This is a genomic window from Planctomycetota bacterium (genome assembly GCA_033763975.1).
Lineage (GTDB): Bacteria > Planctomycetota > Phycisphaerae > Phycisphaerales > UBA1924 > RI-211.
In genome coordinates, this window is sequence record JANRJM010000001.1 from 156,990 (window position 1) to 180,505 (window position 23,516).

Below are 23,516 nucleotides of genomic sequence, written 5' to 3' on the forward strand. Positions count from 1 at the left end.
ATGCCCACCGCCGTTACAGACCGGTCCGTGTCGCCCGACGACCTCGCCGGCCTCATCGCCTCGTTCACCGAAGTCACCGCGCGCCTCCAGGCGACGCACGAAGACCTCCGCGCCGAGGTCGGCCGGCTCAACCGCGAACTGGGCGAGGCCAACGCCCAGGTCGAGCGCTCGCGCCGGCTGGCGGCGTTGGGCGAGATGGCCGCCGGAATCGCCCACGAGGTCCGCAACCCCCTCGGCTCGATCCGTCTCTACGCCCGCATGCTCGAGGAAGACCTGGAGCGCGGGTCGCCCGCGTGGGAGACGGCCTCGAAGATCACCCGCGCGACGCGCGGCGTCGAGCAGATCGTCGGCGACGTCCTCTCCTTCGCCCGCGAGTTTCGCCTGCGGGTCGAGCCGGTCTCGCCGGGCGAGCTGTTCGACGCGGCCTTGCGGGCCTGCGAGCACGACGGGGTGCCCTGGCGGGGTGTTGAGGTTGTCCGCGCCGACGCCGGGCCCCTGGCCCCGCGGGCGGTCCACGCCGATCCGGGGCTCCTGCAGCAGGCGCTCACGAACATCGTGCGCAATGCCTTCGAGGCGATGGCGGAGGCGCCCGGCCCGCACCGGCTCACGCTCGACGCGCGTGCCGATCGCGTCGCCGAGCGCGACGGCTCGGTCGAGTCGTGCGTCGTGCTGGGCGTGAGCGACACCGGCCCGGGCGTGACGCCCGACGTGGTCCGGCGCATGTTCAACCCGTTCTTTACAACGCGCAGCGCGGGCACCGGCCTGGGACTCGCGATCGTGCACCGCATCGTCGACGCCCACCTGGGGCGCGTCACGGTGCGCAACAACGCCGACCTCGACGCCGGGCCGGGCGCGCGGGTCGAGATCGTGCTGCCCGGCTGGGCGGCGCCGGACGAGGCGCCTCGCGGGCGAGGGGTCGCGGAGGAGCAGGAATGAGAAACGTCCTCGTGGTCGACGACAAGGAGTTGATGCGCGACAGCGTCGGCGAGACGCTCTCGCGATCGGGGTTCAGCGTCACCTGCGCCGAATCGGCCCAGGCCGGCGTCGAGATGATCGCGCGCCAGCGACCGGACGTGGTCGTCACCGACATGCGCATGCCCGGCATGACCGGCCTCGAACTGCTGGAACGCATCCGCCAGGTCGACGACGACCTGCCGGTCATCATGATGACCGCCTTCGGCACCATCGAGACCGCCGTCCGCGCCATGAAGCTCGGCGCGTTCGACTACCTCACCAAGCCCTTCGAGGGAGACGAACTGGTCATCGCCGTCAAACGCGCCGCCGAGCACCGGCGGCTCGTACGCGAGAACGCTCTCCTGCGCGCCGCCGCCCCGCCCGCGTGCGACGTCGCCTCGCCCCGCGGCGTCGACCGCCTCGTGGGTGAGTCCGACGCCATGAAGCGCCTGCGCGACGAGATCCGCCTGGTCGGCGCCTCGCAGGGCACCGTGCTCGTCACGGGCGAGAGCGGCGTGGGCAAGGAGGTCGTCGCCCGGGCCGTGCACGAGTGTTCCGGGCGGGCGAACGGGCCCTTCCTGGGCGTGAACTGTGCCGCGCTCTCCGACTCGCTCCTCGAGAGCGAACTCTTCGGGCACGAGAAGGGCGCCTTCACCGGCGCCGAACGCCTCCGCAAGGGACGCTTCGAACTCGCCGACGGCGGCACGCTCCTGCTCGACGAGGTCAGCGAGGTCAAGCCGCAGGTCCAGGCCAAACTCCTGCGCGTCCTGCAGGAGCGTTCGTTCGAGCGGGTGGGCTCCAGCCTCACGATGGGCATCGACGTGCGCGTGGTCGCCACTAGCAACCGCGACCTGCCGGCGGCGTGCCGCGACGGCGGGTTCCGCCAGGACCTGTACTTCCGCCTGAACGTGCTGCCCGTCCGCGTCCCGGCGCTGCGCGAGCGGCGCGACGACGTCCCGCCGCTCGCCACGCACTTCCTCGGCAAGATCGCCCGGCGCGAGGGGCTGCCCGCGCCCGACATCGAGCCCGACGCGCTCGCGCTGCTCGCGGCGTACGACTGGCCCGGCAACGTTCGCGAGCTGCAGAACATCTGCGAGCGGGCCGTGGTGCTCAGCGGGGCCGCCCAGCCGCGGGGCGTCGTCACGCGGGCGCTCGTGGAGCCGTGGTTGCGCGGTGGCACGCCCGGCACCGCGGTGCACGTCCACCCGCAGCCCGCGCAGGAAATTGAGGCAAAGTCCGCCGGCGGGCCGCCCCAGCCCGGCAAGACCCTCGAGGAGATCGAACGCGACGCGATCGTCGCCACCCTGATGCGGTTCAGCGGGCACCGCCAGCGGACGGCGCAGGCGCTGGGCATCGGGGTGCGGACGCTGGGACTCAAACTCAAGAAGTGGAAGCAGTTAGGGCTTGTGATGGAGTCGCTCTAGCCGCGCCGCCGCCCGGGCGGGCCGGGGCGTCGTCCGCTGGCCCGCCGCTTGCGGAGAAAGCCGACGATGTTCCTCGCCGACCTCGCGAACTCGGGCTCCCTGCCGGTGCTGAGCGCCACGCTCTCGCTCGCCGGGCAGCGCCAGCGGCTCCTCGCCCACAACATCGCCAACATCGACACCCCCGACTTCCGCCCCGTCGACATCGACGTCAACACCTTCCGCGCCCAACTGGCCCGGGCCGTCGTCGAGCGGCGAAACGCCACCGGCGGCACGCACGGTGCGCTCGACCTTGCGCCGGCGCACGGGCCCGGCGTCGCGGGCGCTCCGGCGCACCCGGACGCACGCCCCCTCGGCGGGCGCGTTCTCTACCATGACCGCAACAACCGCGACGTCGAGCGCATGATGCAGGACCTGGCCGAGAACTCGCTCACGTTCCGACTCACCACCGACCTCATCCGGCGCGAGAACGACCTCCTCCGGTCCGCGATCGCCCAGCGTGTCTAGGCCCACTCCCGGAGACTGACCCGCGATGTACGGCGTGCTCGACATCTCCACCGGCGGCATGGTCGCGCAGCGGGCGCGCATGACCGCCATTTCTGCCAATCTCGCCAACCGGAACTCGGTGATGCCCGACGGCACGCCCTACCGCGCGAAGCACGTCTTCCTGGCCCCGGGCGACCCCGGCGCCCGCGATCGTGCTTCCCGGTCGCTGGGCGTGCACGTCGCCCGCATCGCCGACGACCAGTCCCCGTTCAGGCTGCGCTGGGACCCGTCCCATCCGCTCGCCGTTCGCGAGGGCGCCGAGCGGGGCTATGTTCGCGAGAGCAATGTCAATCCGATCGTCGAGCAGGTGAACGCGATCCAGGCCGCCCGGGCCTACGAGGCCAACGTCGCCGCGGCGGAAGCGACCAAGGCGATGTTGGCCCAGGCGTTGCGGTTGGTGGCGTAGGCAGACGGTGACGGTTGCAGGAGGCGTGCATGTCCGACCCCTTGGGATTCATCAGCGGCGGGATCGATCGCACCCGCCACATGCACCCGCAGGCCCGCCCGGATGTCGCGGGCGATGCGCCGGGCAAGTCGTTCAAGGACGTCCTGCTGGACTCGCTCGACGAGGCCAATCGACTCCAGCAGGAAGCCACGCGCGCGGTGGAAGATCTTCAGACGGGCGAACGCCAGGACGTGGAGAACGTGCTGCTCGCGACGACGAAGGCGGACAACGCCTTCCGGATGCTGCAGGCCGTCCGCAACCGCGTCATGGAGGCGTACGACGAACTGAAGCAGATGCGGACGTAGTTCTCGGACGCTGTCAACTGATGATTCAAGCGGGAGCGCGCGCCGCGCCGACGTAGGGGCGTGCAGGTTCGGCGCGGCTTCGCGCAGGGCGTGCGCCGGCGCACGGATTGCGCCGCACAGGGTCGGAGGCCCGCCAGATGGACGCCCTTCGTCGCACACTCGCGACGATCCAGAAGCAGCTCGGCGCGCTCTCGGGCGCCCACAAGGTGATCGTCGCCTGCTCGGTCGTCATCGTCCTGCTCACGCTGGGGCTGGTGCTGGTCCTGACGTCGTCGCCCTCGAGGGTCGACCTGCTCCCCGGCGCCACGCCCGAAGACCAGGAGCGCGCCAAGGGCCACCTCGACGCGCTGGGCATCGAGTCTCGGTGGAACGCGTCGGGGCGCCTGGAGGTCTCGGCGAAGGACGCGGCCCGGGCGAGCTCGAGCCTGGCCCGCGCGAACCTTCTTCCCAACGACAAGGCGCTGTACTTCGAGTCGCTGCTCGCCAGCCAGAGCTGGATGAACTCGCGCCAGGTGAACGAGCAGAACTTCCGGATCGCGCTCGAGAACGAACTCGCCCGGATGATCGCCGACCTCAACACGGTGGACTCGGCACGCGTGCGTCTGGACATCCCCGAGGTGCGCGGGCTGGGCGTGGGCGTGCGCACGCCCACCGCGTCGGTCAGCGCCCGCAGCGATGACGGGCGTGCGCTCTCGCAGGGCGTGGTCGACGCCATCGCGCACCTTGTGCAGGGCAGCGTTGCGGGCCTGACGGTGCAGCACGTGACCGTGGTGGATGCGGGCACCGGGCAGCGCCGCAGCGTGACGTCCGACAGCGACGCGTCGCCCACGCTCGCGATGGAGCACGCCGCCAAGGTCGAGGCCCAGGCCCGGGCCAAGATGCAGGAACTGCTGGCGTACATCCCGGGCGTGGTCGTCGCGGTGACGGCGTCGGTGGACGTGACGCGCAGCACCGCGCAGGTGCAGTCGTACCTGCCCAGCGGGAAGGGGTCGGTGGCGATCGAGAAGAAGACCAGCGAAGTCACCACCTCGACCACCGAGGCGTCGTCGGGCGGGGCGGTGCCGGGCGTGCAGGCGAACCAGACGGCCGATATCACGCGCGCTGGGGCGTCGGGCGCGGGCGGCATCGAGTCGGAATCATCGGAGTCGACGAGCGAGAGCGAGGTGCGGGTGGGAAGCCGCACCGAGACGATCGTGGACCCGCGCGGACAGTCGACGTCGGTCGCGGTGTCGGTGAACGTGCCGACCGGGTACGTGGCGCGGCTGATCAAGGACGCGGCGGGGGCCGGCGCGCCGCCGGGCGGGGCTGGTGCGACGGCGCCGGCCGAGCCGGATGCGCAGGCGCTGCGGACGTACTTCGACACCGAGGTGCGTCCCTCGATCGTGGCGGTGCTGCAGCCGCATCTGCGGGCGATGGTGGCGCAGTCGAACTCGACGATGCCGCCGGCCGATCTACGCAAGATGATCGATGAATCCATCAGCGTGTCGCTGGTGCCCGGGGAGATTCCCGCGGGGCCGGCGACCCAGGCCGCCGGCATGCTGTCCTCGCTGGGCGCGGGCGGGCTGGGGGGCGGGCTGATCGAGAAGGTGGCGCTGGGCGCGCTGGCGCTGTTCGCGCTGGGGTTTATGGCGATGCTGGTGCGCAAGAGCGGGCGCAAGACGGAGACGCCGACGGCGGAGGAACTGGTGGGCATGCCCCCGGCGCTCGAATCGGCGGGCGACGTCATCGGCGAGGCGGAAGAGGGGGAGACGGCGCTGGCGGGCATCGAAGTGGACGAGCGCGAGATGGAGGCGGCCAAGCGTCTGGAGCAGGTGGGAGAGATGGTGGGCGCCGACCCGGCCGCGGCTGCCCGGATGGTCCGCCGGTGGATCAACATCGAGGACTAGCCCATGCCGCGCAAAGCCAACGAGAAGCTGCCGAGCAAGGCGTCGGAGCTGGAGGGGATGACGAAGGCGGCGATCCTGCTGCTGGCGGTGGGTCCCGAGAAGGCGGCGGCGGTGCTGAAGAGCCTGGAGCCGCGCGCGGTGGAAGAGGTGACGCGCGAGCTGGCGAGCCTGGGGCGGGTCCCGCGCGAGCTGCAGGACCAGGTGGTCGAAGAGTTCTACAGCATCTCGATCGCGTCGCAGTACATCAACGAGGGCAACCTCGAGTACGCCAAGCAGCTCCTGCGCTCGTCGCTGGACGCGAAGTCGGCGGACCGGATGCTCGGGCAGATCCAGACGCAGGTGCAGCGGACGCCCTTCTCGTTCCTCCAGCGTGCGGAATCCGAGAACCTGATGACGTTCATCCAGGACGAGCATCCGCAGACGATCGCGCTGATCGTGTGCCATCTCCCGCACCACAAGGCGGGGGAGATCGTGGGCGGGCTGCCGGTGCAGAAGCAGATCGAGGTGATCAAGCGCGTCGCGAACATGGAGCAGACGAACCCCGAGGTGATCCGCGAGGTGGAACGCGGGCTCGAGAGCCGCCTTTCGAGCATGCTCGTGCAGAGCATGGAGAAGGCCGGGGGCGTCGAGACCGTCGCGGAGATCCTGAACCTCACGGACCGCGCCACCGAGAAGGCGATCATGGAAGGGCTGGAGACCGAGGACCCCGACCTCGTCGAGCAGATCCGGCGCCTCATGTTCGTGTTCGAGGACGTGCTCAAGGTCAACGACAAGGGCATCCAGGCCGTGCTCAAGGAGGTCGACAACGGGGAACTCGCGTTGGCCCTCAAGACCGCGAGCGAGGAGCTCAAGGACAAGATCTTCAAGAACATGTCCGAGCGGGCCGCCTCGCTCATCAAGGAAGACATGCAGTACATGGGCCCGGTCAAGGTCAGCGAGGTCGAGACCGCCCAGCAGCGCATCGTCGACATCGTCCGGCGCCTGGAAGAGACCGGCGAACTCGTCATCGAAGGTCGCGGCGGGGACACCGAGCAGATGGTCTAGCCTGCGGGAAGGACTCCGGTCATGGGCGTGCTGCGAGCGGCGGAGGCGGAGCGTGCGGCGTCGGGCGCGATCGTGCTCGACCTGGGCGACCTCAAGCGCCAGGGCCAGGAGATCATTTCTCGCGCGCGGCGCGAGGCCGACCGAATCGTCGCCGACGCCCGGCGCGAGCGCGAGCAGCTTGTCTCGTCGGCCGCCTCGGAGGGGCGCGAGCAGGGCCTGCGCGACGGGCGCGAGCAGGGCCTGCGCGAGGGGCGCGAGGCGGGGCGGGCCGAGGCGCGAGCCGCCCACGAGGCCGCCCTGCGCGACGTGGAACGCCGGTGGCGCGAGGCGCTCGAGTCCTTCTCGCAGCGCCGGGATCAGCTCCTGCTCGAGGCGAAGACCGACGTGCTGCGCGTCGCGGTCCGCCTGGGCGAGAAGGTCACGCGGCGCACCATCGCCGCCCACCCGGAGGCGTGCGTGACGCAGGTCGGCGAGACGCTCGCGATGATCGCGCGTCCCACCCGCGTGCTCGTGCTGGTGCACCCGGAGGACGAGCCCCTGGTGCGGGCGGCGTTCCCCGCCCTCACGCGCACGCTGGGCGAGTCGGCGCACGCCGAGCTGCGCGCCGACGACAGCGTCGGGCGCGGCGGGTGCATCGTCCGCACCGCCGGCGGGGGCGCCATCGACGCGACCATCGACACGCAGCTCGACCGCCTGGGGGCGGCGTTGCTCGGGGAGGACGCCCCGTGAGGCTGCTCGACGATGCGCTGGCGGCGATCGATCGGGCCGACGCGCCGCGCGTCATCGGACGCGTCGGGGCGCTCCGCGGGCTCACGGTGCTGGTCGACGACCTGCCGCTGCCGGCGGGGGCGCTCGTGTCGTTCTCGTCCGGGCGGGGCGTGCGGCGCGACGAGCGTGGCGACGCGCTGCGGGGCGAGGTCGTGGGGTTCACGCGCGAGCACGCCGTCGTGATGCTGCTGGGCCAGGCGGGCGGGCTCAGCCCGGGCGACGCGGTGGTGGGGGAGGAGAGCAGCCCGACCGCGCTGGCGGGCCCGCGCTTGCTGGGTCGATGCGTCGACGGGCTCGGGCGGCCGATCGACGGCGCGGGCCCGGTGCGCGAGCGCACGCACGTGCCCCTCAGCCCCGAGCCCATCCCCGCGCTGCGGCGCCGGCGGATTACGGCCCAGTTGCTCACGGGCGTGCGGGCCATCGACCTCATGACCCCGCTGGGGCGGGGCCAGCGCCTGGGCATCTTCGCCGGGCCGGGCGTGGGCAAGAGCACCCTGCTGGGCATGATCGCTCGGCGCACGTCGGCCGACGTCAACGTGATCGCGCTCATCGGCGAACGCGGACGCGAGGTACGCGACTTCGTCGAGCACGCGCTCGGGCCCGAGGGCCTGGCGCGTTCGGTCGTCGTCGTCGCCACGGGCGATGAGTCGCCCGTGATGCGCCTGCGGGCGGCCCGACTCGCGTGCTCGGTCGCCGAGTTCTTCCGCGACGCGGGGCGCGACGTCCTGCTCATGATGGACTCGGTCACCCGCTTCGCCCACGCGCAGCGACAGGTGGGCCTCGCCAACGGCGAACCCCCCGCGACCAAGGGCTACACCCCCAGCGTGTTCGCGCAGCTCGGGCTGCTGCTCGAGCGCGCCGGCGCGGTCGAATCACCGGGCGCGCCCGGCGCGGGCGGCTCTGTCACCGGGCTCTACACGATCCTCGTGGAGGGCGACGACATGACCGAGCCCGTCGCCGACGCCTCGCGCGGCATCCTCGACGGGCACGTCGTGCTCTCGCGCCGCCTCGCCCAGCGGGCGCACTTCCCCGCCATCGACGTGCTCGATTCCGTCAGCCGCGTCGCGGACGACATCATCACGCCCGCGCACGCCGACGCCCGGCGCGAGGTGGTGCGCCTGCTGGCGGCCCAGCGCGAGGTCGAGGACCTGGTGCAGATCGGGGCCTACACGCGGGGCACGAACCCGGGCACCGACATCGCGCTCGACCTGCACCCGCGGATCATCGCGCTGCTGCGCCAGGGGCGCGACGAGCCCGCGCCATTCGAGAAGTTCCGGGACGAACTGCAGCGCATCGCCGCCGAGGCGCTCGCCCCCCGCGGCGCACGACCGGCCTCCCGCGCCGCCGCACCCACGGGGGCACGCTAACGCATGGCACGTTTCATCTTCGAGCTCGAGGCGGTGCTGGCCCAGCGACGGGCGCAGGAGCGCGAGCGCCAACTGGCGGTCGCGGCGCTGGAGCGGGAGCGCACCCGACTGGAGGGCGTGATCCGCGGGTGCAAGGACTCGATCACGTCGACGCGCGACGACCTTCGCGCGATGCTGCGTCCGGGCGCGTCGATGCTCGACGCCGCTCGCGTGCGCCTCGCGGCGCGTGCCGAACTGGGCGAGGCGGCCCGGGCCCAGCGTGCCGTCATCGAACTCGCGGGCGTGCACCGTCGTCTGGAGGTGTCGCGTCGCGCGCTGCTCGAGGCGGCGGTGCGGCGCAAGGCGGTCGAACTGCTGCGCGAGCGTCGGTACGAGGCGTGGCGGAGCGAGCAGCACCGCCGAGAGGACGCGGCGCTGGATGAGATGGGCGTGATGCGGGCCGCCCGGGCCGAGGAGCCGGCATGAAGACGCTGTGGAACATCCTGTCGATCGTGGCGGTGGCGAACATGCTGGCGCTCGCGGGCGTGGTCGGGTGGCTGCGCATGAACGACCGGCTCAACGCCGATCGTGGTCGGGTGATCCGAGAGCTGCTGTCGAAGACGCTCACCGAGGAGGCCGCCGAGGCCGAGGCCGCCAAGCTGGCCGAGGAAAAGGCCCGCGCCGAGGAAGAGGCGCAGGAGAAGGCCGCGCGCGCGCCGCTGACGGCGGCGCAGAAGCTCGCGGCCCGCGGCGAGTCCACCGAGCTCGACGCCCAGCGGGCCGAGCGGGTGCGGCGCGAGATCACCGACCTGCGCTCGCAACTGGCGCGCGACCTTGCCGAGATCGAGCGTCAGCGCGCCGATCTGCAGCGTCGCGAGCAGGAGTTCACGTCGCTGGTCGAGGCGGGGCGTCGCCAGCTCGAAGACGAGCAGTTCCAGAAGACGCTCGGGGTGCTCTCGGCGCTGAAGCCCGCCCAGGCCGTCTCGATGCTCCGCACGATGCTCGATCCGCCGCCCACCGCGCCGGGCGCACCGCCCGAGCCCGTCAGCCCGGCGGCGATGGGCACCGTGGTGTCGTACCTCGACGCCATGGACGATCGCACCCGCTCGCGCGTTCTGGGCGAGTGGGCCAAGGGCGACCCGTCGTTGGCAACGCAGTTGCTAGAGCGTCTTCGCACGCGGGCGGCGTTCGCCCCCGTGCAGACGCCCTGATGACCGCGATCCCCACCGAACTCCGCCCGACCCCCGACCCGCTCCGCCCCGACACGCCCGCGCAGGCTGCCGGCGTGCGGGGCTCGTCGTTCGCCTCGCTGCTCGACGCCGTCGGCGCGATCGACCGCGCGCCCGAGCGCTCCGCGGCCACGCCGCGCAGCGTCGGCGCGTCGGTGCAGCCGATGCTGCGCGACCGATCGCGCAAGGAACTGCAGGCCGCCCACGACATCGCCGAGTCACGCGACACACTCGGCGTTGCGTCGATCGTGCCGCCGGACGACACCACCACCCGTGCCGAAGAGCGCCTGCGATCACCGGGTCAGCCGGGGGCGCACGACGATGCTGTGGACGATCAGGACGACCCCGCGCGCGCCGAGGCGCCGCGCGACCGAAGTACCCCGCGCCCCGCAGGCGACGCTCGTCCGGCGCGCGCCGACGCCGACGGCCCGCGCGCGAGTGACGCGCCGCAGACCTCCGACACTCCGACGCGGGCGGCCTCGCTCGCCCCGCCCAGCGGTCAGCGGGCGCCCGCGCCCCACGGGCCACCCCCTTCCGACGCCGGTGGGCGAGTGGGCGCGACGGACGCGGTGCGAGCGGCCGCGCCCCGCGCGGATGGGCCCGCGCTCAAGATGCTCGCGGTGCGCGCGGTGGGGGCGACCGGACCCGCACGCCCGGGCGCGGGCGTCGCGCTCGGCACGCGCGAGGGCCCGACGCAGACCACGCGCGCGGGCGCTCGTGCGCCGGCGGCGGGCCCGCCCAGAGCGCAGCTTCCCGAGGCGCTCCCGCAGGTCGTGCGCGGGCTGGCGCTGGCGCTGCGCCAGGGCGGGGGCACGGTCTCGATGAAACTCAACCCGGAGCACCTGGGCTCGGTCTCGGTGCGGCTGCATGTCGACGCGGGCGAGGTGCGCGCGCGCATCGAGACCACGGACGAATCGGCACGGCAGTTGCTGGCTGCTTCCGCGGAGGATCTGCGGGCCGCGCTGGAGGCGCGGGGGCTGCGCGTGGAACGCATCGACATTGGTTCGGCGGAGGATCGCCCACCGGACGGATGGGGCGCATCGGGGGACGCGGGTCGAGAGCGGGGTTCGCGGCAGGACGCCGCACCCGGGGGGAGCGGCCCGCACCCGAGCACCGACGCCCCGCTGGTCGATCTCGCGCTCCCGCCCGGCGCGAGCGTGCGGGTCGACGAGTTCGGGCGCCTCCGGCTGGAGGCGGTCGCCTGAGGGACGGTCGCGGGAAGACGTTCGCCACGAGTGAACGCGCAGAGGAGCACGCATGGCAGTCGATCCGATCACCGGCAGCGCCGCCTCGACAACCTCGCAGGCCAGCGCCTTCAGCAGCCTCACGTCCGAGGAGTTCGCGAAGATCATCTTCGCGGAACTGGGCAAGCAGGACCCGCTGGCGCCCCAGGACACCGGCGCGCTCATCGACCAGATCGCCGGCATCCGCTCGATCCAGTCGAACATGGACCTGACGTCGAACCTCGAGAAGCTCGTCGGGCAGAACGAGTTCGCCAGCGCCTCGTCGCTCATCGGGCGCTACGTCCGCGGGCTCTCGACAGACCTCGAGCAGGTCGCGGGCACGGTGGAGCGTGTCGGGCGCACGCGCGACGGCACGCTCCTGACGCTCAACGACGGGTCGCGCCTGCTCATCTCGAGCGTCGAGAGCGTCTCGGACGTTCCGCCCGAGGACGAAGCCGCGGGAGGCGCGTCGTGACGGTCGATCCGCTCGGGCTCCTGGCGCGCACGGGCGGCGGGGCGGCGCGCGCGTCGGCCGACGTGCCCCGCCTCATCGAAGGCGAGTCCTTCGGGGCACTGCTCGAGAAGGCGCGCGCGGGCGAGGTCAGCAGCAGCGTGCCGGTGCGTGTTGCGCGCGAGGCGAAGGTCACGCTCGACACCGCCCAGCTCTCGCGCCTGTCGTACGCCGCCGACCGCGCGGAGAGCGAGGGCGTGGCGCGGGCGGTCGTGCTGATCGACGGGATGGCGCTCACCATGGACGTTCCCACGCGCACGGTCACCGGCGCGCTCGACACGAACTCGACGCGCGTGCGGACGGGCTTCGACGCGGTGGTGACCGTCGGCACGCGTGGCGAGACCACGCTGACGCGCGAGGCGCTGCTGGACCGGCTGTCGCCCGTCCGGCGCCCGGGCGAGGACGCCTAAAGGCGAGCGCGTCCGCGCGACCGCGCGGACGACCTCTTTCGCGCGGCACGGACGCCGCGATCTGCACGAGGGGCACGGAGGCCCGTTCCCGACTTCTCCCGGCGGACGATCCGCCGCGAAAGGACGCACCATGCCCTCCACCACCGCGCTCTTCACCGCCATGAGCGGGCTCAACGCGTACTCGCGGAACATCGACGTCATCGGCAACAACGTCGCGAACATCGGCACCACCGCGTTCAAGTCGTCGCGACTCAACTTCTCCAGCATGTTCGCGCGGACGCTGAGCGGGGGCACGCTTCCCGGCGACGCCACGGGCGGGACGAACCCCTTCCAGATCGGGCTGGGCGTGTCGACCGCCGGCACGCAGCGGACGATGACCGGCGGCGCCCTCTCGCCCACCGGCGACCAGCGCGACCTCGCCATCGACGGCAAGGGCTGGTTCATCGTCGACCGCGCGGGCGAGCAGCTCTACACCCGGGCGGGTTCCTTCCGCACCAACGCCCTGGGCGAACTCACCACCCTCGGGGGCGAGCGGCTGCTGGGCTACGGCGTGGACGAGAACTTCAACCTCGTCACGGGCGCGCTCGGCACCGTCTCCATCCCCTTGGGGTCCATGACGATCGCCGAGTCCACCTCGGAGGTGCGGTTCTCGGGCAATCTCGACGCCGACGCCGCCGTCGCCGCCCAGGGCGCCCGCGTCACAATCGGGGGCTCGTCCACCGCGGGGCTGCGCGCCCTCGCCACCGCCGCGCCCGCGCCGACGCTGCCCAACGTCCTCGAGTCGGCGACGCGGCTGCTCGACGTCGAGGACCCGGCCAGTGCCGGAGCGCCCCTCTTCTCGCTCGGGCAGTTCATCGAGCTGCGCGGCGCTGAGAAGGGCGGGCGCACCGTGCCCCCCGCCTCGCTCGCCATCACCGCGACGACCACCATCGACGATCTCAGCACGTTCCTCGCGCAGGCCCTGGGCCTCAACACCACTACCGGCGCGAACCCCGACGGATTCACGCCCGGCGTCACCATCGACCCGCTCACCGGCGTCATCACCGCCGTGGGCAACACCGGCACGGCGAACGATCTCACCATCGACAGCTCGGACCTGCGCCTGCTGGACAGCGCCGGGACGCTCCTGCGCCAGCCGTTCGTCACGGGAAAGGCCGCGGAGGCCGACGGCGAGAGCGTCCGCACGACCTACGTCGTGTACGACTCGCTCGGCGCGCCCGTGGAGGTCGACACGACCCTGGTGCTCGAGAGCCGTGGCAACGCCGGGACGACCTGGCGCTACTACGTCGAGTCCGCCGACGCGACGGGCGTGCCGATCCAGGTCGCGACAGGCACGCTGTCGTTCGACACGCAGGGCCAGGCCGTCAGCACGCTGCCCGTTACCGTGGGCATCGACCGGTCGGGCACCGGCGCCGCCTCGCCCCTCGCGGTCAATCTGTACTTCTCGACGCCCGAGGGCGGGCTGACGGCCCTCGCCGACGATCGCTCGCAGTTCGCGGCGACCTACCGCGACGGTGCGCCGCTCGGCACGCTCACCGCGTTCTCGATCGGGACCAACGGCGTGGTGTCGGGCATCTTCACCAACGACCTCGTCCGCACGCTCGGGCAGGTCGTCGTCGCGACGTTCACGAACGACGAGGGGCTGCTCGACACCGGCAACGGGCTGTTCAAGAGCGCCGCGAACTCCGGGACGGCGGTGGTCGCGCAGCCGGGCACGCTCGGCACGGGCCAGATCATCGCCGGCGCGCTCGAGCAGTCCAACGTCGACCTGGGCGAGGAGTTCATCCGCCTGGTGCTGTCTTCCACCGGGTACTCGGCGAGCTCGCGCGTCATCCGGACGACCGACGAGCTGATGCAGCAGTTGCTGGTGCTGGGGCGATAATCCGGGCTTCGCCTCAAGCCGCGGTCCACGCCGCTCGATTCCCGGTGTGTCCGGACCGCGCCTCGCGTCCGGCCCGGGGGCTTCCCATGCGCGACGCGATCATCGTGTTCCTGCTTCTGGGTGGTTCGGCGGGCATCGCCGGCGTCGCCCTCGGGGCAGCGCACCTCCTCCGCGCCGACCGGCTGCTCGCCGCGCTGCGTCTGCACGACGGGCTCTCGTCGCTGGCGGGCATCGCGGCGCTGATCGGGGCGTTCGCGCTGCTGACGGCGGACATTCCCTCGTCGCCGTTCGTCGCGGCTCTCCTGCTGTGTGCCGGGTGTGTCGGGTTCGCCGTCCGTCCGAGCGCGCAGGCCGCCCCCGAGCGTGCGGCCGACGTCGCGGCCGACAAGGACCAGGCCCGGGCGGCGTGAGGAGTCGGGACGGACGCACCTTCACCCCGCACGCCCGAGAACGTTCCAACCCGCACGCCCCGCACCCGCGGAGGCCTTCGCCCGCCACGGGCCTGCAGTCACTCCCTGCGACGTTCGACATTCACGAGCGCGGCCCGCGCGCGTGGAGGTGAGCGATGTCCAATGCACCCGATGCCAAGCAGCCCGCGCCGGCGGAACCCGCCCCGGCAGAGCCCGCGAAGAAGAAGCCGCCGATCAAGCTCCTGGGCGCGGTCGGTGCCGTCATGGTGATCGAGGGTCTGGCGGTGTTCATGGTGGCGAAGATGACCTCGCCCCAGCCGGTCGCCGCGGAGACGACGCTGCACGAGGAAGACCACGCCGACGGCGAGGCCGCCGTAGAAGTCTCGCTGCTCGAAGACCGCTTCCAGAACATGCAGACCGGGCGCGTCTGGGTGTGGGACGCCCAGATCGTGCTGAAGGTGCGCGCGAAGAACCAGAGCGTGGTGGAGGCGGCGCTCGAATCCCGTGCCGCCGAACTCCAGGAGGGCGTGGCGCTCATCTTCCGGCGCGCCCAGCACAGCCACCTGAAGGAGCCGGGGCTCGAGACGCTGAACCGGCAGTTGACGGCGTACCTCAACGGCGTCCTGGGCCAGGACGCGGAAGGCAAGCCCCGCCTCGAGCGCGTCATGATTCCCCGGTGCAAGGGCTTCCCGGCCGACTGACCCGCAGAGAGTGCGCGTCGGGCGCGGGATCGGCCGGCGTTTATCGGACGCGCCGCGCAGCACCCGCCGAATCTCTCTCGCCCGGCTGACGTGTCGGCCGATAGCGGTCTGCCGGAAGACCCGCGGCCAGGACGGCCCGCGCCGGCAGAGGAGGCCAGGATGGCCGCGGACACCCCGGGCGCCGACGACGCGCGCCCGCTCGACGAGATGGCCGCCAAGGCGCTGGAGACGGCGAAGGAGGCCGCCGACGCGGCGAACGCCGCGACCGCCGGCGGGCCCGCACCGCTCGAACTCCCCAAGTTCACGCCCGTCGCCGATCCCGCCGCCGCTCGGGCGATGGACCTGCTCGCCGACGTCAACCTCCACGTGAAGATCGAGTTGGGGCGCACGCGCATGCTCCTCGAGGACGTGCTGCGCCTGGGCGAGGGCGCGGTCGTCGAGCTCGACAAGCTCGCCGGCGACCCCGTCGACGTGTATGTCAATGACCGCCTCGTCGCCCGGGGCGAGGTGCTCGTGCTGAACGACAACTTCTGCGTCCGCGTGAACGAGATCGTCATCGCGGCCGAGCAGACCCCCGCGAAGAGTGCCTAGCGACGCCCGTCGCACGCGTCGGAGACGCGTGCGTTCCTTCAGGCAGGATGCCGACACGATGACCCCTTTCACACGAGCCTGCGCCGCCGCGATGATCGCCAGCATGGCGGCGTGCGCCCGCGCGGACGTCGAGACCACGCCGCTCGGGCTGCCGCGCGTCACCGTCGCGCCCGATGCGGCGGGCGCCGAGACGCCCCCCGCGTCCGGCGCGTCGTGGGTGCGTGTGGCGCTCGCGTGCGGGACGGTCGTCGGGCTTATCTGCCTGGCGGGCTGGGGCGTGCGCCGCGTGGCGGCCCGGGGCGGGCTCGTCGGGGCGCTGGGCCCGGGCGGGAAGTCGCCTTCGGGCGTGCTCGAGGTGCTGGGGCGGTACCCCGTTGCGCGCTCGTGCACACTCGTGCTGCTGAAGCTCGATTCGCGCGTCCTGCTGCTGTCGCACACCGCCGGGCGCTCGGGCGCGGGGATGCAGACGCTCTGCGAGATCGCCGACCCCGAGCAGGTCGCGTCCATCCTGCTCAAGACGAGGGACGACGAGGGCAGCACGCTCGCCAGGAAGTTCCAGGAAGTCCTGACGCGCGAGCACGGCACGTTCGATCGTGCGGCGGGCCAGGCGTCCCGCCCCGCGCAGCCGCTCGCGCCCGCGCGACAGGCCGCCGCCGCTCCCGCGCGGGCGAGCGCCGCCCCCGTCCGTCCCGCGAAGGCGGACGCCATCAAGGCGCGCCTCGACGCCCTCCGCGCGCGCCCCAAGATCGAGGTGCGCGCGTGAGCACCATGTGGGCGAGGCTGGCGTTGCTGCTCGCGTTCGCGCTCGCGCCCGCGGCGTTCGGGCAGCGGACCATCGGCCCGATGCCCGACGAGCCCCTCGTGCCCGTCGTGAGCCCGCCCGCCACCCTCCCGGCGCCGCTCCCGGCGACCGAACTGGGCGATCCGACCAATCCGCTGGCGATCCTCGCGGGGGCGGCCGAGGCGCTGCCGGGCGCGCGAGCATCGGGGTCGAACTCGCCCTCGGGCGAGGGGCGTTCGGGGCTGTCGACCGCGGTCAACATCCTCGTCGTCCTCACGGTCGTCACGCTGGCGCCGTCCATCGTGCTCATGTGCACGTGCTTCCTGCGCATCCTCGTGGTGCTGGGGCTGCTGAAGCAGGCGATGGGTGCGGCGTCGGTCCCGCCGCCGCAGGTGTTGACGGCGCTGGCGCTGTTCATGACGCTGCTGGTGATGTCGCCGACGATCGACCGCGTGAACACCGAGGCGATCGCGCCCTATCGCGCGGGCGAGATCGGCTCGTACGACGAGCTCTGGGAGAAGGCGCGCCAGCCGGTGCGCGACTTCATGTTCGACCAGATCGACGCCAGCGGGAACTGGTCGAGCCTGTACATGGTGATGGAATCGCGCGGGCTGGACGTCTCGAAGCCCGAGACCCTCACCCGCGCGGACGTCGAGACCACCGTGCTCGTGCCGGCGTACGTGCTGAGCGAGCTCAAGGTCGCCTTCCTGATGGGCTTCAAGGTGTACCTGCCGTTCCTGGTGATCGACATGGTCATCAGCACGATGCTGATCTCGATGAGCATGATGATGCTCCCGCCGGTGCTCATCAGCCTGCCGTTCAAGCTGCTGCTGTTCGTGCTGGTCGACGGCTGGACGCTCGTGACGGGCGGGCTGATGCGCAGCTTCGTCACGAGCCAGCCCGGCACGCACGCGCTGCTCGATCCCGCGTTCGCGGTGTGGGTCACCTAGCGGGGACGCTCCGCGCGCCGACCGCACCGCACCGCCCCCGGAGGAACCGTTCGCATGCCCGACGACGCCGCACTCGAGATGGTCCGCGAAGCACTGGTCATCACGCTCAAGATCGCCGGCCCGATCCTGCTGGCGGGCCTGGTGGTGGGGTTTGTCATCAGCCTCGTGCAGTCGATCACCTCGATCCAGGACCAGACGCTGGCGTTCGTCCCGAAGATCGTCGTGATGATCGTCGCGGCGGCGGTGCTCATCCCGTGGGTGGCGCAGCGTCTGTCCGAGTACGCCGCCGACCTGTTCGCGCTCGTCTAGGCCTTTCCCCCCCCGCGCGCCGCGCCGGAACCCGCCCGATGACCCCGGATCAGGCAGCCAGCTCGCTCGTCGCGCACGCGATCCCCTTCACGCTCGTGCTGTTCCGCATGGCGGGTGTCTTTATCATGGCGCCCATCCTCAGCAGCACGATGATCCCGCTCCGCGCCCGCGCGCTGCTGGCGACGACGATGGCGGGCGCGGCGTACGCGAACGTGGCCCCGCACGTGCAGGCCCCCGCCGACGTGGACCTGCTGGGCCTGGCGCCGCTCATCGTTTCCGAGGCGCTCATCGGGCTCACGGTGGGGGCGATCGCCTCCACGCCTCTGCTGTGCCTGGAACTCTCCGGGGTCATGATGGGGCAGAGCATCGGCTTCGGGCTCGCGCGCGTCTACAACCCCGACACCGACATCGACACCGACCTGCTCGCCCAGTTGCTCCTCATGATCGCGGTGGGGGTGTTCGTCGCGGCGGGGGGGCTCGAGGCGCTGTTCGGCGCGGTCGCTCGCAGCTTCGAACGCGTGCCCATCGGCGGCATGCGCGCCTCGCAGGCGCCGCTCGACGTCCTGCTCGGAGCGCTCCAGTCGGGCTTTGACCTGGGGCTGCGCGTCGCGATGCCCGTCGTCGGCACGACGCTGCTGCTCATCGCCGTGCTGGGCGTGATCGGCAAGACCATGCCGCAGATCAACATCATGACCGTCGGCTTTGCGATCAAGATCCTCGCGGGGCTGGCGATCCTGGCGCTGGCGACGACCGCGATCCACGAAGCCGCCCGCGACGCGATCGCGGACTCGATCGACGCCGCGGTCCTGTGGCTGCGCCGGGCGGGGGGTGCGTAGCGATGGCGGAGGAACTGGGCGAAAAGACGGAAGCCCCGACGTCGCGGCGCCTGGCGGAGGCGCGCGAGCACGGGCAGGTGGCCAAGAGCCAGGACTTGGTCGCGGCGATCGACCTCATCGCGGGGACGATCCTCATCGTGCTCATCGGCGCGTTCGTCGCGTCGTCGATGGCTGAGATCATGCGGCGTTCGCTCGACGAGGCCGACGCGGGGCTGGACATCGGCGCGCTGTACCAGCTCCTTACCGACGGGGCGATCCGCGGGGCGACCGCCGTCGCGCCGGTGCTGGGCGTCGCGTTCGTGGTGGGGGCACTGGCGCACCTGGCGCAGGTCGGGCTCGTGTTCTCCTCCAGGGCGCTGCAGCCCAAGCTCGACCGGCTGGACCCGATCGCCGGGTTCGGGCGGGTCTTCGGAAAGCGCAACCTGGGCAAGGCCATCATCAACACGCTGAAGCTGCTGCTCGTGGCGGGCGCTTCGTGGCTGGTGCTGCGGGGCCTGGTGGGAGAGGTCGTGGGCCTGCCGCGCCTCGGGCTGGGCGGCGCGCTGGGCGTGCTGGGCGACGCGATCCTCTCGCTGGTCATCGTGCTGCTCACGGTGCTGCTGGTGCTCGGGCTGATCGACTACTTCTACCAGCGCTGGCAGCACATGCAGGACCTCAAGATGACCAAGGACGCCGTCAAGGACGAGCGCCGGAGCATGGAGGGCGACCCCAAGGTGAAGGCGGCCCGGTTCCGCATGGCGCGCGAGATCGCCCTGCAGCGCATCAACCAGGCCGTGCCCAACGCCGAGGTCGTCGTCACGAACCCGACGCACTTCGCCGTCGCGCTGCGCTACGACGAAGACACGATGCGCGCCCCGCGCGTGGTGGCGAAGGGCGCCGACTATCTCGCGATGCGGATCCGCCAGGTGGCCGGGCTGCACCGCGTGCCGATCGTCGAGCGCCCCCCGCTCGCGCGGGCGCTCTACGCCGGATGCGAGGTCGGGCAGGAAGTGCCCCCGGAGCTGTACCAGGCCGTCGCCGAGGTGCTCGCGTTCGTGTATCGCCTCGAGCAGGAGGCGGCGTAGCAGCCCGGGAGTGTTGGGAAGCGTTGGGCGGGTTTGGTGTAGAGGAGCAAGCGGGTGGCCAAGGGCGGAGGACAGCGAAAGGCGGCACCGAACGGCGCGCCCACGCCGCGCCCGGCGCCGCCCGCCGCCCCGGCCGCACGCCCCGCGCCGGCGACGCCGACGGTCCTGCCCGAGTGGATGCGGCGGATCCACGGCGCGCGCGGGTACGTCGTGCCCGTGGCGTTCATCCTGATGATGGGGGTGCTGCTTGTCCCGCTGCCGCCCGTGGTGATGGACGTGCTGATCTGCCTGAACATCAGCCTGTCCGTGATCATCCTGCTCACCACCATCTACATGGATCACCCGCTGGACTTCAGCGTGTTCCCGTCGCTGCTGCTGGCGACGACGCTCTTCCGGCTCGTGCTCAACATCGCCAGCACGCGCCTGATCCTGACGGCCGACGCCTCGTCGCCCGAGCAGGCCGCCAGCGTCGCGGGGCACGTCATCATGGCCTTCGGGCAGTTCGTCGCGGGGAGTTCGCTGTTCGTGGGCATCGTCATCTTCCTGATCCTGGTGATCGTGCAGTTCGTCGTGATCACCAAGGGCGCGACGCGCATCAGCGAGGTCGCGGCCCGCTTCACCCTGGACGCGATGCCCGGCAAGCAGATGGCGATCGACGCGGACGTCAACGCCGGCGTGATCGACGAGGCCGAGGCCCGCGTGCGCCGGGACCGGATCTCGCAGGAGGCGGACTTCTTCGGCGCGATGGACGGCGCCAGCAAGTTCGTGCGGGGCGACGCGATCGCGGGCATCATCATCACCGCGATCAACATCGCCGGCGGGTTCGCGGTGGGCATCATCAGCCGCCGGTGGGACGCCGCCCAGACCGCCGAGACGTTCACCATCCTCACGATCGGTGACGGGCTCACGAGCCAGATCCCCGCCTTTGTCATCTCGATCGCCTCGGCGCTCATCGTCACGCGCTCGGGCAGCAAGGCGCAGCTCGGCGACGAGGTCGCGGACCAGGTCATCAGCCAGCCGCGCGGCCTGGTGATCACCGCCGCGTTCCTGGGGCTTCTGGCGCTCACCCCGCTCCCGACGGCCCCGCTCCTCGCGACCGCCGCGCTGCTGGGGGGCGTCGCCTGGGCCATGCGCCGGGCCGCCAAGCCCGCGTCCGCGAGCGCGGAAGCCGCCGCCGGGGCGGCCGCGGCACCCCCCGAGCCCCCGCCCGTCGAGCAACTGCTCAAGGTGGACGTGCTGGAGCTCGAGGTCGGCTACGGCCTGGTGCCGCTGGTGGACTCGACGCAGGGCGGGGACCTGCTCGACCGCATCACCGCCATCCGGCGCCAACTCGCGGTCGAGCTCGGGCTCGTGATGCCCCCCGTGCGCATCCGCGACAACATGCAGCTGGGCGCGAACGACTACCGCGTCCGCATCCGCGGCAACACCGTCGCGAAGGGGCACACCCGCCCCGGCAAGATGCTGGCCATGGACTCCGGGCTCGCCAGCGGGCACCTCGACGGCGAGAAGACCAAGGAGCCCGCGTTCGGGCTCGACGCCTTCTGGATCGACCCCGCCCTGCGCCCGCGCGCCGAGGCCATGAACTACACCGTCGTCGATCCCTCCAGCGTGCTCGGCACGCACCTTGCCGAGATCGTGCGCTCCCACGCCGACGAACTGCTCACCCGCGACGAGGTCGCCAACCTCCTCGAGCAGCTCAAGGGCGCGGCCCCGAAACTGGTGGAAGAGACCGTGCCGGGCGTCGTGAAGCCCGGCGACCTCCAGAAGATCCTGCAGAACCTGCTGCGCGAGCGCGTGCCGATCCGCGACCTCGAGACCATCCTCGAGACGCTCGCCGACTGGGGCGCCAAGACCAAGGACCTCGACGTGCTCACCGAGTACGTCCGCAACGCGCTGCGGCGCACCATCTGCCACCAGCACGCGCTCGCGGGCGCGCCCGGCGATACACCCAAGCTCGTCTGCGTGACGCTCGACCCGACGCTGGAAGACCAGATCAACGCGTGCATCGACCGCGGCGCGGGCGGGACGAGCGTCTCCATGCCCCCCCGCATGGCCGCCCGCATCGGCGAGCAGATCGCCCGCGCCCTCCGCCAGGCAACGGCCCAGGGGCACGCGCCCGTCGTGGTGTCCTCGCCGCAGGTCCGCGCGGTCGTCCGCCAACTGGTGGAGCCGACCATCCCGACGGTCACAGTGCTGGGGTTCAACGAGATCGTGCCGGGCGTCGACGTGGAGTCCGTGGCGCTCGTCATGCCCCCGTCGGAAGACGCGCGAAGCGTCGCGGCGGCGTGATGTCGCTCGCACGACGTGAAAAACTGCTATTCTCCCCATGCGAGGGGATCCCGCCGGAGCGCGGGCTCGGTCGCCAGGGACGGCGAGCATGAAGCTGAAGACCTTCACAGCAGGCACGATGGCGCAGGCGCTCGCCGATGTGAAGCGGGACATCGGCCCGCACGCGGTCATCATCCGCACGCGGGTCTACAAGGCCGGCGCTGTGCTCGGCGTCGGAGGCCGCCAGGTCGTCGAGATCATCGCTTCCGACGCCATGCCCCAGCCCAACGCGGCACCAGCGGCCGCACCGGCCACCGTTCGGGCCGCCGCACCGACCACCCTGCGCGGCCCCGCCACGCCAGCGCCCGTGGGCGTCATCGCGGCCGACGAGTTCATCCCCACCCGCTTCGCCGGCGGCGACGTGCGTCCGGCCCCGCCCCTCGCTCCGGCCCGACCCGTCCGCGTGGACGCACCGCCCCCGGCCGAGCCGGCCCGGGCGCCCTCGCCCCTGCCTCGCGAGGACCCCGACGACCTGCGATCGCTCCGCGATGATCTCGCGTCGATCAAGTCCATGGTCGGACGCGTGCTGGCGAAGGACGCGGGCGATTTCCCCGCGCTCGTGGGCCCGGGCGCCGATCTCGAAGCCCTGCTCATCGACGAAGGCTTGGGGCACGCGCTCGCGCGAGAGGTGCTCGAAGACGCCCGTCGCAGCGCCGGCGCGTCGGCCGCGGACGCGCGCGTGCTCCGGGCCGCCGTCCTCAAGCGGCTCGAAGCGCTCGTTCCCGCCGTGGGGCGCGCCACCCCGCCCGGACGACAGCCCGACGGGCGACCGCTCACCATCGGGCTCATCGGCCCCACGGGCGTGGGCAAGACCACGACGATCGCCAAACTCGCGGCGTGGTACAAGCTGCGTGGTGGGGCCCGCGTGGGGCTCATCACCTGCGACACCTACCGCATCGCCGCGGTCGAGCAGCTCCGCACCTACGCGTCCATCATCGCCATCCCGCTGCGCGTGGCGCTCGCGCCACGCGATGTCGCCGACGCCTGCGACGCTATGCGCGACTTGGACGTCATCATCCTGGACACCCCCGGCCGCAGCCAGCACGACGGCGACCGCCTCGACGAACTGCGCCGTTCGGTGCACGCGGCCCAGCCCCACGAGACGCACCTGGTGCTCTCGGCGGGCGCCAGCGAGCGGGTGCTCGAACGCGCGCGCGACGCGTTCGCCCCGCTGGGCGCCGACCGCCTGGTTGTCACGAAGGTGGACGAGGCGGTACAGTTCGCCCCGATCGCACGCCTGATCAGGGGTGCCAATCTACGCGTGAGCTACATCACGACGGGCCAGGAAGTTCCCGACCAGATCGAGCTTGCCTCGTCCGCGCGCATGGCGGCGATGATGCTCGACGGGCCGCGGGGCTTCGCGGGCGGGTCCATGTCCGGCGGGCGGTAGGGGTGGGCGACGCAAGTCGCAGGCGGGGGTGGGTTGGCATGACCGCGGGTGCAACATCAGAACATCGCGACCAGGCCTCGCGCTTGCGGGCCATGGTTTCGTCGCTGCAGGGGCCGGGGGTTCATCTTGTCACGTGGGCCGAGCGCACGGGACCGCGCGCCGGTGCTCTGGCGCCCGCGCCATCCC

At 72.2% G+C, this 23,516-nt stretch carries 25 protein-coding genes; all 25 read left to right on the forward strand.

What is annotated here, in order from left to right; all coding sequences use genetic code 11:
* The 25 genes from SFY69_00685 to flhF all read left to right on the forward strand — a co-directional run bounded on the left by SFY69_00685 (position 1) and on the right by flhF (position 23,330).
* Positions 1–936: an ATP-binding protein gene (locus SFY69_00685; protein ID MDX2130550.1), complete on the forward strand. Its 936-nt coding sequence runs from the start codon at positions 1–3 to the stop codon at positions 934–936.
* Complete coding sequence (locus SFY69_00690) at positions 933–2,378, forward strand: sigma-54 dependent transcriptional regulator (protein MDX2130551.1); 1,446 nt, start codon at positions 933–935, stop codon at positions 2,376–2,378. Before SFY69_00685 ends, SFY69_00690 begins: the two co-directional genes overlap by 4 nt.
* A 66-nt stretch (positions 2,379–2,444) precedes the next feature.
* A complete protein-coding gene (locus SFY69_00695; protein MDX2130552.1) occupies positions 2,445–2,882 on the forward strand; it encodes a hypothetical protein in 438 nt (145 codons plus the stop codon).
* Between the two features lie 25 nt (positions 2,883–2,907).
* Positions 2,908–3,327, forward strand: a complete 420-nt coding sequence (flgC, locus tag SFY69_00700; protein MDX2130553.1) for a flagellar basal body rod protein FlgC — start codon at positions 2,908–2,910, stop codon at positions 3,325–3,327.
* 29 nt (positions 3,328–3,356) lie between these two features.
* Positions 3,357–3,671 carry a flagellar hook-basal body complex protein FliE gene (gene fliE / locus SFY69_00705; GenBank protein ID MDX2130554.1) on the forward strand — a complete coding sequence of 105 codons (315 nt, stop codon included), beginning with the start codon at positions 3,357–3,359 and terminating at the stop codon, positions 3,669–3,671.
* 137 nt (positions 3,672–3,808) lie between these two features.
* A complete protein-coding gene (locus tag SFY69_00710) occupies positions 3,809–5,557 on the forward strand; it encodes a flagellar M-ring protein FliF C-terminal domain-containing protein (protein MDX2130555.1) in 1,749 nt (582 codons plus the stop codon).
* Between the two features lie 3 nt (positions 5,558–5,560).
* Complete coding sequence (gene fliG, locus SFY69_00715) at positions 5,561–6,601, forward strand: flagellar motor switch protein FliG (protein MDX2130556.1); 1,041 nt, start codon at positions 5,561–5,563, stop codon at positions 6,599–6,601.
* Between the two features lie 21 nt (positions 6,602–6,622).
* Positions 6,623–7,330, forward strand: coding sequence for a FliH/SctL family protein (locus SFY69_00720; protein MDX2130557.1), 708 nt, complete (start codon positions 6,623–6,625; stop codon positions 7,328–7,330).
* Complete coding sequence (locus tag SFY69_00725) at positions 7,327–8,736, forward strand: FliI/YscN family ATPase (protein ID MDX2130558.1); 1,410 nt, start codon at positions 7,327–7,329, stop codon at positions 8,734–8,736. The genes SFY69_00720 and SFY69_00725 overlap by 4 nt, the downstream gene beginning before the upstream one ends.
* Positions 8,737–8,739: 3 nt before the next feature.
* Complete coding sequence (locus tag SFY69_00730; protein ID MDX2130559.1) at positions 8,740–9,201, forward strand: flagellar FliJ family protein; 462 nt, start codon at positions 8,740–8,742, stop codon at positions 9,199–9,201.
* The gene (locus tag SFY69_00735; GenBank protein MDX2130560.1) at positions 9,198–9,926 is read left to right on the forward strand and encodes a hypothetical protein; all 729 of its coding nucleotides are present in this window, start codon (positions 9,198–9,200) and stop codon (positions 9,924–9,926) included. The genes SFY69_00730 and SFY69_00735 overlap by 4 nt, the downstream gene beginning before the upstream one ends.
* On the forward strand, positions 9,926–11,149 hold the full coding sequence (locus SFY69_00740; protein MDX2130561.1) for a flagellar hook-length control protein FliK: 1,224 nt from the start codon (positions 9,926–9,928) through the stop codon (positions 11,147–11,149). The genes SFY69_00735 and SFY69_00740 overlap by 1 nt, the downstream gene beginning before the upstream one ends.
* A 52-nt stretch (positions 11,150–11,201) precedes the next feature.
* The gene (locus tag SFY69_00745) at positions 11,202–11,642 is read left to right on the forward strand and encodes a flagellar hook capping FlgD N-terminal domain-containing protein (protein ID MDX2130562.1); all 441 of its coding nucleotides are present in this window, start codon (positions 11,202–11,204) and stop codon (positions 11,640–11,642) included.
* Entirely contained in the window at positions 11,639–12,088 is a 450-nt protein-coding gene (locus SFY69_00750; protein MDX2130563.1) for a hypothetical protein, read from the forward strand. The genes SFY69_00745 and SFY69_00750 overlap by 4 nt, the downstream gene beginning before the upstream one ends.
* Before the next feature lie 130 nt (positions 12,089–12,218).
* Complete coding sequence (locus SFY69_00755; protein ID MDX2130564.1) at positions 12,219–13,970, forward strand: flagellar hook-basal body complex protein; 1,752 nt, start codon at positions 12,219–12,221, stop codon at positions 13,968–13,970.
* An 86-nt stretch (positions 13,971–14,056) separates the two neighbouring features.
* On the forward strand, positions 14,057–14,380 hold the full coding sequence (locus tag SFY69_00760) for a hypothetical protein (protein MDX2130565.1): 324 nt from the start codon (positions 14,057–14,059) through the stop codon (positions 14,378–14,380).
* A gap of 155 nt (positions 14,381–14,535) precedes the next feature.
* Positions 14,536–15,081 carry a hypothetical protein gene (locus SFY69_00765; GenBank protein ID MDX2130566.1) on the forward strand — a complete coding sequence of 182 codons (546 nt, stop codon included), beginning with the start codon at positions 14,536–14,538 and terminating at the stop codon, positions 15,079–15,081.
* 159 nt (positions 15,082–15,240) lie between these two features.
* Positions 15,241–15,672 carry a flagellar motor switch protein FliN gene (gene fliN, locus SFY69_00770; protein MDX2130567.1) on the forward strand — a complete coding sequence of 144 codons (432 nt, stop codon included), beginning with the start codon at positions 15,241–15,243 and terminating at the stop codon, positions 15,670–15,672.
* Between the two features lie 58 nt (positions 15,673–15,730).
* Positions 15,731–16,435, forward strand: coding sequence for a hypothetical protein (locus SFY69_00775; GenBank protein MDX2130568.1), 705 nt, complete (start codon positions 15,731–15,733; stop codon positions 16,433–16,435).
* 5 nt (positions 16,436–16,440) lie between these two features.
* Positions 16,441–17,403: a flagellar type III secretion system pore protein FliP gene (fliP, locus tag SFY69_00780; GenBank protein MDX2130569.1), complete on the forward strand. Its 963-nt coding sequence runs from the start codon at positions 16,441–16,443 to the stop codon at positions 17,401–17,403.
* Positions 17,404–17,457: 54 nt separating this feature from the next.
* On the forward strand, positions 17,458–17,712 hold the full coding sequence (gene fliQ / locus SFY69_00785; GenBank protein ID MDX2130570.1) for a flagellar biosynthesis protein FliQ: 255 nt from the start codon (positions 17,458–17,460) through the stop codon (positions 17,710–17,712).
* A 38-nt stretch (positions 17,713–17,750) separates the two neighbouring features.
* Positions 17,751–18,548, forward strand: coding sequence for a flagellar biosynthetic protein FliR (locus SFY69_00790; protein ID MDX2130571.1), 798 nt, complete (start codon positions 17,751–17,753; stop codon positions 18,546–18,548).
* A gap of 2 nt (positions 18,549–18,550) precedes the next feature.
* The gene (gene flhB, locus SFY69_00795; protein ID MDX2130572.1) at positions 18,551–19,612 is read left to right on the forward strand and encodes a flagellar biosynthesis protein FlhB; all 1,062 of its coding nucleotides are present in this window, start codon (positions 18,551–18,553) and stop codon (positions 19,610–19,612) included.
* A 177-nt stretch (positions 19,613–19,789) separates the two neighbouring features.
* Positions 19,790–21,901 (forward strand): flagellar biosynthesis protein FlhA, encoded by a 2,112-nt coding sequence (flhA, locus tag SFY69_00800; GenBank protein ID MDX2130573.1) that lies wholly within the window; start codon positions 19,790–19,792, stop codon positions 21,899–21,901.
* An 88-nt stretch (positions 21,902–21,989) separates the two neighbouring features.
* The gene (gene flhF, locus SFY69_00805) at positions 21,990–23,330 is read left to right on the forward strand and encodes a flagellar biosynthesis protein FlhF (GenBank protein ID MDX2130574.1); all 1,341 of its coding nucleotides are present in this window, start codon (positions 21,990–21,992) and stop codon (positions 23,328–23,330) included.
* Positions 23,331–23,516 lie beyond the last annotated feature (186 nt).